The organism is Bradyrhizobium neotropicale (assembly GCF_001641695.1).
Lineage (GTDB): Bacteria > Pseudomonadota > Alphaproteobacteria > Rhizobiales > Xanthobacteraceae > Bradyrhizobium > Bradyrhizobium neotropicale.
In genome coordinates, this window is sequence record NZ_LSEF01000008.1 from 147,736 (window position 1) to 159,230 (window position 11,495).

Sequence of the window (11,495 nt, forward strand, 5' to 3'; positions counted from 1 at the left end):
TCCGGTCAGGCCGGTTCGCGGGTGAGGATCAGCGAGGCGTTCTGGCCGCCGAAGCCGAACGAGTTCGACATCACCGCGGTGACGCGGGCGTCGCGCGCCTTGTTGCCGACGACGTTGAACAGGATCGTGGGATCCGGATTGTCGTAGTTGATCGTCGGCGGAATCCGCTGATGCTCGAGCGTGAGCAGCGAGAAGATCGCCTCGACCGCGCCCGCCGCCGAGATGGTGTGGCCGACCATCGACTTGTTCGAGGTGACTGGAATCTTCTGCGCGAGCTCGCCGAACACGGCCGATGTCGTGTTGAATTCCATCTTGTCGTTTTCGGGCGTCGCGGTGCCGTGGGCGTTGATGTGGTCGATCTGGCCGGGCTCCATGCCGGCGTCGGCCAGCGTCTTGTTCATGCAGCCGATGATCGGCTTGCCGTCCGGCGAGGAGCGCGTGCGATGGAAGGAATCGGTGAGCTCGCCACAGCCGGCGAGCACGCCGAGAATCTTTGCGCCGCGCGCGGTCGCGGCTTCATAGCTCTCCAGCACCAGCGCGCCGGCACCTTCAGCCATGACGAAACCGTCGCGGTTCTTGGAGAAGGGGCGGGAGGCCGCCTGCGGCGGGTCGTTCTGGGTCGACAGCGCCGAGAGCAGCGAGAAGCGAACGAGCGCTTCCGGATTCACCGTGCCGTCGGTGGCGACGCAGAGCGCGGCATCGGTTTCGCCGCGGCGGATCGCCTCGACACCGAGCTGGATCGAGGTCGCGCCCGAGGCGCAGGCCGTCGACAGCGAGATCGGCGAGCCCTTGGTGCCGAAGGTCTCGGCGAGGTAGGCGGCGACCGAGCCGAACATGAAGCGGTGATGATAGGCGCCGAACTTGCCGCCGCCGGAGATGCGCAGGAGATCGTCGTAGTTGATGTCGGGCTTGCCGACGGCGTGGCCGAGCTCGAGGCGCTGCGGCCACTCGACCTCGACGGGTGCGACCGCCAGGAACAGCGGGCCCGGGAAATCGCCGTTGGCGCCGATGCCGGCCTGCTCCAGCGCTTCCTCCGTGACGATCTCGGCCATCCGCTCGGACAGGGCGGTGGAGGAGAACGGATCGACGCTGACGAAATCGACCGTGCCGGCCATCGTGGTCTTCAGGCCGTCGATCGGAAAGCGCGTGATGGTGCGGATGCCGGATTCGCCGGCGACGAGCTTCGACCAGTTGTCGGCCTTGCCTGTGCCGAGCGAGGTCATGATGCCCATGCCGGTGACGACGACGACGGGACGTCCGAATTTGTCGCGTGGTGCAGTCATGTTTCCCCCGCTAGCTAGAGCATGATCCGGACCCGGAGGGCCGCGTTAGCGCAAAGTCTGGCGCGGTTTTCCGAGAAGATCATGCTCAAACAATAACCGCTAAAGCGCGACGCGCTTTAGCGAACCGCCTCGACCAGCGCCATGCCTTCGCCGCGCCAGTGTCCGGCTCCCACCACCACGATCTGGGTGGGGGCGCCCTGCATGTCAATCTCGGTTCCGGTGGAATCGTTCGGCGGGAACAGCGCGCCGCGCGAGATCGAGAGCGCAGCGAGCGCAATCCCGAGCGGAAATTGCGTTTCCATGGTGTGGCCGAACATCGTGCCGGTCGCGCGCACCGGGAAGTCGGCGTGGCCCTTCAGGAAGCTCCGCTCCTCCGACGTCGCCGGCTCCGCGCCGGTGGCGCCGGAGATGATCGCGCCCTTGCCCTCGCGCCTGGGCAGCTTCGCCCACAGCTTCTCCAGCGTCGCGGCCATGTCGCCCGGCTGCTTGCGCTTGGCGAGGTCGGCGACGACGCTCGTCAGCTTTGCATATGGCTTGGCGCCGCGCGCCTCGGCGTGCGCCTTGGACTCCAGCACCAGGAACGCGCCGGCCGAGCCGAGCGCGAAGCCGGCGTGGTCCTTGCGCGCCCACACCGGCGCAAACTTGTCCTTCAGGTTGAAGTCGCCGAATTCGTAGAGGACCAGGAGGTCCTTGCGCTCGCCATTGTGCGAGCCGCCGACCAGCGCGATGTCGCTCTCGCCCGAGGCGATGCGCGCCAGCGCGATTCGCGCAGCGTCCGCGCCCGCGACCTCTTCACCCATGAAGGTGCGCGAGGTGCCGCCAAGGCCATGTACGATGGCGATGTTGCCGGCGAGCAGGTTGGAGAGCTGGGCCAGGAACAGCGTTGGCCTGAGGTCGCTCATCAGGCGTTCGTTGAGGAAGCCCGGCGCATTGGCGCCCTTGGCCTCGGCCGTGAGCACGCCGGAATCGACATTGAGATCGCGCTCGCCGCCGCCGGCCGCCACTACCATGTCGATCTTGGCAAGGATGTCCTTGTTGCCCTTGATCCCGGCGGAATCGAGCGCCAGCCCCGCGGCATAGGTGCCGATGCGCTGCCAGGCTTCCATCTGGCGCTGGTCGCCCTTCTTCGGGATCTGGCCGTCGAAGCTGACCGGCATCAGGGGGTGCACGACGCAGGGCGCAAATCCCTTCTCGTCGACATTGATGCGCCGCTCCTGGAGCGCGGCCCAGTTGGCGTCGAGCCCTTCGCCGAGCGAGGTGGCAAGGCCGATGCCGGTAATCCAGACTTCCGTCTGGCCGGGCTTCGTAGCGGAGTTCTCAGTCATGGCGAAACGGCCTGTTGCGGAAATCCGACGCGCTTGGCGATCGCGTCCATGTGTCCGCGCATATCCGCATTGGGGAAGGGGATCTGCGTGAAGGTGAGCGTCGAATTCGCGCGCAGCTTGCCGCCGACCCGGATCTTGGCTTCGGTCACGGCGTAGCCCGAGCCCTGATGGGTAAGGGTTGCCTCGATGCTCATGAGATCGCCGGGGAAGACCGAGCCGCGCACCTTGGCCTCTTTCACGGCGGCGAGAATCGGCATGCGCTCGAACTTCAGCACGCCGAGCTGCAGCCAGCCCGACGCCTGCGCCATCGATTCGATCAGGAGCACGCCGGGCATCAGCGGATAGCCCGGAAAGTGTCCCTCGAAGATGGTGCTCGCGTTCGGAACCAGGGCTTCGACGACGATCCGCTTCTCGTCGACGTTGAGGTCGACGATGCGATCGATCATGTGGAAGTATTCGAGTTGCATGGCCGCGCGATTAGGCGCTCGCGCCCTTGGCCGCAACCAGTTCGTCGATGCGGGCGCACAGGTTTTTCAGCACGAAATACTGCTCGGTGGTTGCCTTGCCGTCGTTGACCTCCTGGGTCCACTTTTCCAGCGGCAGCTTGATGCCGAACTGCTTGTCGATCGCGAACGCGATGTCCAGGAAATCGAGGCTGTCGATGCCGAGGTCATCGATAGCGTGGCTATCCGGCGTGATCGTGTCGCGCGGGATGTCGCAGGTTTCAGCGATGATCGTAGCGACCTGATCGAATGTGGAGGACATCACTAAGCCTTTGATATATTGCGGGTATTTGTCAGATTTGCCAGAGTGGCATGGTGGGTGGGCATCGCGCCCCAGATGACGCCCTCAAACCCCCCTCTGGCCGGGTCGATTGCCCGTATATCGGAGCGCCGCCCTGAGTTCAATGGAGCCGGACAGGGCCAATGGTCCCCCTGGGGATGCCTGCCAAACGGCTTCAAACGGGGCCCAGGCCGGGACGTGGCCGCCTAAATATGCGGCGTCGTGATCTTGACGCAGTCGCGCCGGCCCATCAGCACGCAATCCTGCGTCCGGCGCAGGTCGGCGATGCTGACCGCGAGCCAGATGCCGATTGCCGTCAGCGCGATCGTGAAGGCGAGCGCCGCAATGTTGGCAAGCATGCGATGGCGGAAGTCGTCCGGCTCCTCGCGGGGCTGCTCGTAGCGCGACAGATCGAGCGGCTCGGGTGTCGCTGCACGCAGCGGCTGGACCGTCCCGTTACCCCGGCGGACCGACGGAGAGGGCGAGTTGCGCGGCCTGAACTGGAGCACCTGGTGCTCCTCGTCCGAGCTTATGGGCCGCTGGGTTTTCATGGCGCGGGGGGATCACTCCGAAGCAGCGATTTTAGATAGCACAGGGACCTCAGGCGTTGCAGAAAATCTTCTCAACGCGCCCGCGCATTTGCGCTTTCGCATTATCGTTCATGGATGCTGCGTGGCATCCGGAACCCGCCTCATTCCGGCGTCGCGGATGCACGTTTGCGTTGCAGCAACGGGCTCGTGTACATCGGCTTGTGATCTCTGCGCAGGCCGAATGCATTTTGCCGCCGCGGGGCTCATGGCATAGTCCGCCGATTCCTGAACTGCCAATTGCAACCAACCAAGGGGCCTTCAATCATGTCCACGCGCGAGCCCAGAGTGCATCCGATACCGATCCTCTCGCTGCGGCCGACGCAGATGACGGTCGGCATGCGCGAGGTGAAGGAGAAGCGCAAGCGTTGGCGCGAGCACGACCAGAAGAAGCAGTCCGATATGCTCGGCACCCACATGATCCCGGTGGTGCATGGGCCAGACGATCGCTACTACGTCGTCGACCACCACCATCTCGGCCGCGCGCTGCACGACGAGGGCGTCAAGGACGTGCTGGTCACCGTCATCGGCGATCTCAGGATGGTCGAGCGCGAGGCCTTCTGGGGCGTGATGGACAACAAGCGCTGGGTTTACCCCTACGACGCCAAGGGCGAGCGGCGGCCGTTCAAGGATTTGCCGAAATCGGTCGCCGACCTCAAGGACGATCCCTTCCGCAGCCTTGCCGGCGAGCTTCGCCGCATGGGCGGCTTCGCCAAGGACACCACGCCGTTCTCCGAATTCCTCTGGGCCGACTTTTTGCGCCGACAACTTTCGCGCAAGGCGGTGGACGCCAATTTCGACAAGGCGCTCGAGAAGGCCCTGGCGGCAGCCAAGAGCAAGGACGCGATCTATCTGCCCGGCTGGTGCGGGCCCGCGGACGATGACTAGGGCGCGAAGCTCACGTCAGTCGCGTTGGAAGATCCTGGCGCCGGGGTAGATGCGCCGGGCGTAGGTCACGACAAGCTCGCGGTCCTGGGTTTCCAGGAATGGAGTTCGGATCCGACACGACCCGACGATGAGGTGCCACAGGCCATTGAGCTTCTGAATGGCGACGTTCATTTGAGTGTTCCTCGAAGACTCTGCAGTCCAGCAAGAGCTTGTCGCGGCAGTCTTGCGATTCAGGATCGTGGTGCCGGGCGCAAAATTCCCAACGCGGCTCGCGCCTGACGTAAAACAACGCTGACTATTGTTGGTCGCGCTTTTCGAGCGTGAAGTTCGCGCTGCTCATGCGTCGCTTTGGACTAGTCCGCGCGCACAAGAGTCTCCCGCTGTCGCTCAATCGCACGAGCCTGGGCGGTCGGCATTGGAAGGGATGAGCGAGTCTACGAGGGTACGCAACCTCGTTGCGGCAGGTGGCCTCACGTACCGAAACCTCATCACGGTCTCTTGAGCGAAATCATTTTCCGCCCCCCACGAAAAGGTCCTGAAACAAAGCCGTTCCATCCTCGTCCGCAATCCAGCCCACACAGGAGGCAGGAATGCGTCGTCTGGTTTTCGCCGCTGCCATGCTCGCGGTCGCCTCAGCAGGGATTTACACTTTCGTCTCGGCCGCGTTTGCCGCAGCTCATCACGCCAGGACATTGACGTTCTCCGAGCGCTTTGCCCCGGCGCTCGAGTTGATGGACAAGCGCTAGGGGCATAGTGCTTCGCAGCCGCAAGCAACGCAGCGGTGGCACGCCCGTAACGATCCTCCCGGCTCCAGGCCGCTCTCATCGACTGGACCAATCACATCGCCATTGTCGAGGGCATTCTTGCCCTCGGGTTCCCGGTCGCCTTGTCAGTGTTGTTTTGCTCGAGGGGCGTTGACGAACGCAGTGCTTGCAATGTGCAGCGATAGCGCCGCGATTGGCTCACGGCAACACCGTTGACAGGATCTCCCGAAGCGGCTGCGGGGCCAGCCCGAGAGACGCTCGTGACGATATTGAAGTCGCCGGCGATGACAGCAGATTGCAGGCGGCGGCTCGGAAGAAGAGCCGATGGGCGCCGGCGCCCATCGGCTGAGCTTGAAGGATCGAGCGGCCCGTCTCAGCGCAGGATTTCGCGCAGCACTTCGCCGTCGACCTGATGCGGCTTGACGCCGAGGATCCGCATGATCGTCGGCGCCACGTCGACGTTGCGCATGCGCCGGATCGTCGTCTTCTCGATCTGCGGGCCGGCGGCGATGAAAGTCGCGCTCATCACCGGCAGCTCGGGATCGTGACCGTGGGCGCCGTAGAAGTTCGGCATCGACAGCATGGTCGTCGTCGCATTGAACGGAGCGTCGCCGAGGCGGGCGACGCCGGGGTTCTGGATGCCGTCGAAATTGTAGCCCGGAGCCATCAGCGCGAACACATCGCCGAAATCCTGGCCGATGGTCTTGCTGATGCACAGCCCGGTTCCGGCCTCGCATTGCAGCGGCCGGGTTTCGACCACTGTAAAGATGTGCCCGCTATCGAGCGAGAAGTTGAACTTCGGGTTCGGATCGACCGCGTTCTTCACCGCGTCGCTGATCTGGGCAAGCAGCGCCTTGTAGGTCGCCGGATCGACGGTGCCGCCCGCTTCGCGGTTCTGCAGGTTGATGTAGATGTTGGCCGCCGGACCCGAGGTACGGATCGCCACCTTGCTGGTGTCGATGCCGGCATTTTTCAGGATGTTGGCCATGCTGACCGAGGTGTGGAACGGCGCGAAGCCGTGGTCCGACACCACGATGACGTTGCTGTCCTGCTCGGCGGCATCGGCGATCCGCTTCACCGCCTTGTCGGCGGTCTGATAGGCGAAGCGGATGTACGAGGCGTAGCGCGCGACCTTGGCGGGATCCTGGTTGGCGCCGATCGAGTTCGGGTCCTTCGGGTTGGTGCCCTGACGGGGATCGGTGAGCAGGAATTGATGCTCGGAGCCGTCGGGCTGCTCGATGTAGATCATGACCAGGTCGGCATCGGGATTGGTCTCGATCGCACGCACGCCGATTTTGGCCTGGTAGCGCACGAAGGTCTTGACCATGTCCTCGAACATCGTCTCGATCTCGACGTCGGGAAAGTTGGTGAAGCCCGGGCTCAGCCGCTCCGGAATGCGGAAATCGGCCTGCGGACGCCAGAACCCGATATTGTTGTTGATGTCGTCGACGTCGGCCAGCACCGGCGTGTTGCGCGGGATGAAGTTGGCGCCATAGCGGGCGAAGCGCACGACCGAGAGGTCGGGCGAAAGCTGCGAGACGAAGTAGGCGGCACCGACCTTGGCGCCGCTGCCTTCGAAGAAGAACGGCGCGTTCTCGCCGCCGAATTTGGCATAGGCCGGTCCGGTCGACGGCGCATGGAACGGTCCCGGCGTGATGCCGTGGGTGGCGTCGAAGAACACCAGCGTGTCGTAATTCACCTGGTTGTCATCGGTGGTGTCGAGTGCTGCCACGCGGATCGCGTACTTGACGTCGAGCGTGGAGGCGCTGGTGCAGGTCGCAGTCGGTGCCGAGGAGCAGGAGAAGGTTTCGATCGGCGTCGTCGTCGCCAGCACCGGGCTGAACGAGAAGTGGCCGGCCGCCTGGAGCCCCGCGACCACCGCCGGATCGGGCGCGAAGTCGGACTGGGATAGCGAAAAGCCCTGGGCTCCGATGCCGCCGAACGCTCCGAACGGCACGGTGTAGTTGGTGACGCGGGTCGGCTGAGCTGGTTGCACCACCGTGTTGTTGATGGAGATGTCGGCGCCGTCGCCGCCCGGCCAGGTCGCGGTGGCCACCTTCTTGCCCTGCTGGCGGAGCTGCACCCACAGCGGTGCCGCAGTCGGGTACGGCGTAGGCCCGAGCGGGCTCTCTTGATAGCCGCCGATCGGAGCTGCGAAACCGCTGAGGCTGGATGAGATCGGTCCGACGATCGCCTGGAATGTGTTCGACGGGATGTCGTTGTGGACCGCGGTCGAGCCGGTGGCGATCTCGATGTGCGACACCGCGGTGAGCGACGGAGAAGCCGTCACGTTTTGCAGCGCCACCGCGCCGTGGCGGCTCAGCCGCGCCAGGCCGCCGTCGCGCGGCAGCACGCCTTCCTCGATGAATTGCTGGATGAGATCGGGCTTGGCCCCGTCAAGCGAGATCAGCACGACTTGCCGCGACTTGCGGCCATGATGGCCACCGTGGTCTTGACTGCGGGAGTTGCCGAAGCCCTGGTCGCGATCATTGTCGTCGGCGCGGGCGGGCGGTGCCACGCTGGCCAGCGATGTGGCGAGCGACATCGCCGATATCAAGCAGAAAAAAGTCTTCTTGTTCATGTGGATGCCCCAATGCTCGCTGCGCGATTCCAGCGTGGATGTGGTTTGAAAAGCCGGAGCGATTATCGAGCGTGGCCGACGACGCGCATGTGACGCCGGGGCGACACCTGTGCGTCGCAGCGACTACGCTGCGTGTGATCGCTGGCGCATCTTGCGGACGAGCATGTGGCGGCTTTTCGAAAAGATCGCAGCCAAACAACAACCTAACGCGCGACAGTGTGGCACTCCTCGAGTGTGGCACGCTTGGGCTTGACGTATCGCAAATTCACATTGCTACAGGCCGCTATGGTCCGGCGGCATGATCGTAGAACCAGCGTTGCGCCCGGCGTCGAGGTGCTAGTGGGCTCCAGGTCATGCTGACCTGGAGAGAGTGACCATGAGCGTGATCCTTCGCATTCTCTTTCTGCTCGCAGGCGCCATCACCGCGCTGTTCGTCGCGCGCGATGCCCTGAACTTCGGCATCATTCAGACCTTCGTGGCCGTTCTGCTCGTGACGGCTGTCCTGGGCGTCGGAAGTCTCTGGAGCCTGCGGCGGAAGACGTGAGCGCGGAAAGCCCTGCTGCTCGAAACGCTGAAACCGCTGCGCGACAGCGGTTTCAGCTTAACTCACATCCGGGCGGCGCGTTTTCGGCGGCGCTTCCGCTTGATCCTCGCCGCCGACCAGGCGGTGCAGCCAACGCTCGACCGGACGGCCGACCGTGAGCAGTATGAGGGCGAGCGCAAGCGCGATCAGGACGATCTTCCATTGTCCGGCGCCGCAGGCGATGCCGAGGCAGGCGGCGAGAAAGGCGCAGGCCGCGCTCGTCAGTCCGTGGACGCGGAGACGGTGGCCTTGCACGATGACACCGGCGCCGAGGAAGCCGATGCCGGTGAGGACACCCTGGATGACGCGGCTCGCCGCATCGGAGATCTTGCCCGGCTCGGCGAACTGGACAGCGAGCACGACGACGGTGGCGGTGGAGAGGCTGACGATGCCGAGCGTTTTCGGCCCGATCGGCTTGCCGTGGAAGTCGCGGTCCAGTCCGATCGCACCGCCGGCAAGCGTGGCAACGGCGAGGCGCAGGAGGATGTCGGACCAGTCGAGCTCGTTCATTGTTTGGGCAGGCGTCCCATCAGGTAGAATTCGTCGTTCGGCCGCATGCCGGTGAAATTGGCCAGCCGGTTCGACAGCGCGAAGAAGGCGGAGATCGCGGCGATGTCCCAGATGTCGTCGTCGCTGAAGCCGTGGGGCCCCAAGGCGGCGAAATCATCCTCGGAGATCCGCTGCGCGTCGGCGGAAACTTTCATCGCAAAGTCGAGCATCGCCTTCTGCCGCGGCGTGATGTCCGCCTTGCGGTAGTTCACCGCGACCTGGTCGGCGATCACTGGGTTCTTGGCCCGGATGCGCAGGATCGCGCCATGCGCGATCACGCAGTATTGGCACTGGTTGGCCGCCGACGTCGCCACCACGATCATCTCGCGTTCGGCCTTGGTGAGTCCGGAGTCCTTCTCCATCAGCGCATCGTGATAGGCAAAGAACGCGCGGAACTCGTCGGGGCGATAGGCCAGGGTCAGGAACACGTTCGGCACGAAGCCGCTCTTCTCCTGCACGGCGAGCAGCCGCGTGCGGATGTCCTCGGGCAGCGTGTCGAGCGCGGGAGCGGGAAAGCGTTGGGGATTTGTCATTGGCATGTTTTCCGGATCGGAGCGGGCAAAGATAGTCGATGCGGGTGGCTTGCTCAACGTGCCTGACAATGGGGCTGAGCTCCCAAGGACAAGATTAGGGAACGCGCGTGCCAGCTCTCGGGTTTCATCGCCCGCGAATGCGGGCGATCCAGTATTCTAGAGACGGTGATTGGATACGGCGAAGCCGCGGCGTACTGGGCGGATTCAACCGCTCGTCGCAACACTCCGTGTATCGCTCACTCGGAGCAATTCGTCGAGGGTTTCTGCCGGTGTTTTCCAGCCGAGGGTTTTGCGGGGCCTTGTGTTGAGTGCAAGAGCCACGGCCTCCAGATCATCGGCATCGTGCATGCTGAGATCCGTCCCCTTTGGAAAGTACTGGCGCAGCAACCCATTCGTGTTCTCGTTGGTGCCGCGCTGCCACGGGCTGTGAGGGTCGCAAAAGTAGACCTGCACGCCTGCATCGATCTTCAGACGCGCGTGCTGAGCCAGCTCAGCTCCTTGATCCCAGGTTAGAGACCGCCGCAGTCGCTCGGGCATGGTGAAGATTGCGCGGGTGATGGCGTCTCGCACCGCCTCAGCGCCATGTCCGGCGAGTGCAGGTCCATTCTTCACGCGAGCATCCTGTTCCTGACCGGTCATGCGCGGCAAATGCAGCAGAATGGTAAAACGGCTCGTGCGCTCCACCAAAGTGCCGATCGCGGAACTACCGAGGCCCATGATGAGGTCACCTTCCCAGTGACCCGGCACAGCTCGATCGGCAGCTTCCGCCGGACGTTGACTGATCATGATCTCGGAAGGAATGAAGCTTCTGCCTTTGCGGGCGCGCGCCCTCGGCATCCGCAAGGCCCGCCCAGTGCGCAAGCAGGCCGTCAGTTCACGGCGCAAAGCTCCTCGACCCTGCACATAAAGGGCCTGATAAATTGCCTCGTGACTGATGCGCATCGTCTCATCCTCGGGAAAGTCGAGCCGAAGTCGCCGAGAAATCTGTTCCGGGCTCCATGCCGTCGCCCAGCGTCGGTTTTGCCGATGCACCGCCCGGCGGCCCTTCCACACGACCTTCGGGCCAACGAGGAGCGCCCCGTCTGGCTTAGCGATCATACCGGCAAGCCTGTCCTGCACATAATCCCGCAGGGTCGGGTTGATTGCCAACTTCGCAAACTTGGGCCGTCGGGCGGACTGATCAGCATGCCATTGTGCCGTGGTCGCCCGGTACTCTGGAGCGCCATGGCGGCGCGCCACATTGCGACGGAGCTCACGGGAGATCGTGCATGGAGGCCGGCCGAGCTGACGAGCGATGGCTCGCACCCCATGCCCCTGCGCGCGCAAGATGGCAATCTCCTCACGTTCGGCGAACGACAGGTAGCGCTCCGACCGAGGTTTGGACGATCGCGACAAATGTGTTGGCGGCATACCGCCCGCCCTCCGGAACCAGCGTACTCCGACCGACGGCGACACCCCGGCCTCAACCGCAGCATCCCCGCTCGATCGCCCCAAGGCAATCGCAGTCCAGAACGGTCTATAATCTTCTCGTAGGACCTCTCGGGGACGATCTGTCCGCACACGCTTCTCCATCGCAACCTCTTTTGCTCGAGTGTTGCGACGAGCGGTTGAATCCGCCC

Annotated in this window: 13 protein-coding genes; 3 read left to right on the forward strand and 10 right to left on the reverse strand. The window is 64.2% G+C overall.

Annotation, left to right across the window (positions count from 1 at the left end; genetic code table 11):
• Positions 1 to 5 precede the first annotated feature (5 nt).
• From AXW67_RS01465 to AXW67_RS01485, 5 genes are all read right to left on the reverse strand, one after another.
• A complete protein-coding gene (locus tag AXW67_RS01465; RefSeq protein ID WP_063676068.1) occupies positions 6 to 1,283 on the reverse strand; it encodes a beta-ketoacyl-ACP synthase in 1,278 nt (425 codons plus the stop codon).
• 116 nt (positions 1,284 to 1,399) lie between these two features.
• Positions 1,400 to 2,608: a beta-ketoacyl-ACP synthase gene (locus AXW67_RS01470; RefSeq protein ID WP_063676070.1), complete on the reverse strand. Its 1,209-nt coding sequence runs from the start codon at positions 2,606 to 2,608 to the stop codon at positions 1,400 to 1,402.
• Entirely contained in the window at positions 2,605 to 3,075 is a 471-nt protein-coding gene (locus AXW67_RS01475) for a 3-hydroxyacyl-ACP dehydratase FabZ family protein (protein WP_027551688.1), read from the reverse strand. The genes AXW67_RS01470 and AXW67_RS01475 overlap by 4 nt, the downstream gene beginning before the upstream one ends.
• A gap of 10 nt (positions 3,076 to 3,085) precedes the next feature.
• Positions 3,086 to 3,373 carry an acyl carrier protein gene (locus tag AXW67_RS01480; RefSeq protein ID WP_007592476.1) on the reverse strand — a complete coding sequence of 96 codons (288 nt, stop codon included), beginning with the start codon at positions 3,371 to 3,373 and terminating at the stop codon, positions 3,086 to 3,088.
• 224 nt (positions 3,374 to 3,597) lie between these two features.
• Complete coding sequence (locus tag AXW67_RS01485; RefSeq protein ID WP_027551687.1) at positions 3,598 to 3,942, reverse strand: hypothetical protein; 345 nt, start codon at positions 3,940 to 3,942, stop codon at positions 3,598 to 3,600.
• 300 nt (positions 3,943 to 4,242) lie between these two features.
• On the opposite strand from AXW67_RS01485, the gene AXW67_RS01490 reads away from it, so the two are divergent.
• Positions 4,243 to 4,866 (forward strand): ParB-like protein, encoded by a 624-nt coding sequence (locus AXW67_RS01490; RefSeq protein ID WP_063676101.1) that lies wholly within the window; start codon positions 4,243 to 4,245, stop codon positions 4,864 to 4,866.
• 15 nt (positions 4,867 to 4,881) lie between these two features.
• Here AXW67_RS01490 and AXW67_RS42985 read toward each other — a convergent pair whose 3' ends face one another.
• The gene (locus AXW67_RS42985) at positions 4,882 to 5,037 is read right to left on the reverse strand and encodes a hypothetical protein (RefSeq protein ID WP_198024688.1); all 156 of its coding nucleotides are present in this window, start codon (positions 5,035 to 5,037) and stop codon (positions 4,882 to 4,884) included.
• A 419-nt stretch (positions 5,038 to 5,456) separates the two neighbouring features.
• On the opposite strand from AXW67_RS42985, the gene AXW67_RS42990 reads away from it, so the two are divergent.
• On the forward strand, positions 5,457 to 5,612 hold the full coding sequence (locus AXW67_RS42990; RefSeq protein ID WP_198024687.1) for a hypothetical protein: 156 nt from the start codon (positions 5,457 to 5,459) through the stop codon (positions 5,610 to 5,612).
• A gap of 391 nt (positions 5,613 to 6,003) precedes the next feature.
• On the opposite strand, the gene AXW67_RS01495 is transcribed toward AXW67_RS42990, so the two are convergent.
• Positions 6,004 to 8,211, reverse strand: coding sequence for an alkaline phosphatase family protein (locus AXW67_RS01495; RefSeq protein ID WP_063676072.1), 2,208 nt, complete (start codon positions 8,209 to 8,211; stop codon positions 6,004 to 6,006).
• A 376-nt stretch (positions 8,212 to 8,587) separates the two neighbouring features.
• Here AXW67_RS01495 and AXW67_RS42995 point away from each other — a divergent pair, with 376 nt between their 5' ends.
• Positions 8,588 to 8,755, forward strand: a complete 168-nt coding sequence (locus tag AXW67_RS42995) for a hypothetical protein (RefSeq protein WP_201723620.1) — start codon at positions 8,588 to 8,590, stop codon at positions 8,753 to 8,755.
• 57 nt (positions 8,756 to 8,812) lie between these two features.
• On the opposite strand, the gene AXW67_RS01500 is transcribed toward AXW67_RS42995, so the two are convergent.
• The 3 genes from AXW67_RS01500 to AXW67_RS01510 all read right to left on the reverse strand — a co-directional run bounded on the left by AXW67_RS01500 (position 8,813) and on the right by AXW67_RS01510 (position 11,448).
• Positions 8,813 to 9,304: an MgtC/SapB family protein gene (locus AXW67_RS01500; RefSeq protein WP_063676074.1), complete on the reverse strand. Its 492-nt coding sequence runs from the start codon at positions 9,302 to 9,304 to the stop codon at positions 8,813 to 8,815.
• Positions 9,301 to 9,876 (reverse strand): peroxidase-related enzyme, encoded by a 576-nt coding sequence (locus AXW67_RS01505; RefSeq protein ID WP_063676076.1) that lies wholly within the window; start codon positions 9,874 to 9,876, stop codon positions 9,301 to 9,303. The genes AXW67_RS01500 and AXW67_RS01505 overlap by 4 nt, the downstream gene beginning before the upstream one ends.
• A gap of 204 nt (positions 9,877 to 10,080) precedes the next feature.
• Positions 10,081 to 11,448, reverse strand: coding sequence for an IS30 family transposase (locus AXW67_RS01510; RefSeq protein WP_201723621.1), 1,368 nt, complete (start codon positions 11,446 to 11,448; stop codon positions 10,081 to 10,083).
• Positions 11,449 to 11,495: the final 47 nt, after the last annotated feature.

What these genes read in the sequence shown, in the direction of transcription:
- AXW67_RS01500 (WP_063676074.1), bottom strand. Translation starts at nt 9,304, where the DNA reads ATGAACGAGCTCGACTGGTCCGACATCCTCCTGCGCCTCGCCGTTGCC.
- AXW67_RS01475 (WP_027551688.1), bottom strand. Translation starts at nt 3,075, where the DNA reads ATGCAACTCGAATACTTCCACATGATCGATCGCATCGTCGACCTCAAC.
- AXW67_RS01485 (WP_027551687.1), bottom strand. Translation starts at nt 3,942, where the DNA reads ATGAAAACCCAGCGGCCCATAAGCTCGGACGAGGAGCACCAGGTGCTC.
- AXW67_RS01470 (WP_063676070.1), bottom strand. Translation starts at nt 2,608, where the DNA reads ATGACTGAGAACTCCGCTACGAAGCCCGGCCAGACGGAAGTCTGGATT.
- AXW67_RS01480 (WP_007592476.1), bottom strand. Translation starts at nt 3,373, where the DNA reads ATGTCCTCCACATTCGATCAGGTCGCTACGATCATCGCTGAAACCTGC.
- AXW67_RS42990 (WP_198024687.1), top strand. Translation starts at nt 5,457, where the DNA reads ATGCGTCGTCTGGTTTTCGCCGCTGCCATGCTCGCGGTCGCCTCAGCA.
- AXW67_RS42995 (WP_201723620.1), top strand. Translation starts at nt 8,588, where the DNA reads ATGAGCGTGATCCTTCGCATTCTCTTTCTGCTCGCAGGCGCCATCACC.
- AXW67_RS42985 (WP_198024688.1), bottom strand. Translation starts at nt 5,037, where the DNA reads ATGAACGTCGCCATTCAGAAGCTCAATGGCCTGTGGCACCTCATCGTC.
- AXW67_RS01495 (WP_063676072.1), bottom strand. Translation starts at nt 8,211, where the DNA reads ATGAACAAGAAGACTTTTTTCTGCTTGATATCGGCGATGTCGCTCGCC.
- AXW67_RS01465 (WP_063676068.1), bottom strand. Translation starts at nt 1,283, where the DNA reads ATGACTGCACCACGCGACAAATTCGGACGTCCCGTCGTCGTCGTCACC.
- AXW67_RS01505 (WP_063676076.1), bottom strand. Translation starts at nt 9,876, where the DNA reads ATGACAAATCCCCAACGCTTTCCCGCTCCCGCGCTCGACACGCTGCCC.
- AXW67_RS01510 (WP_201723621.1), bottom strand. Translation starts at nt 11,448, where the DNA reads ATGGAGAAGCGTGTGCGGACAGATCGTCCCCGAGAGGTCCTACGAGAA.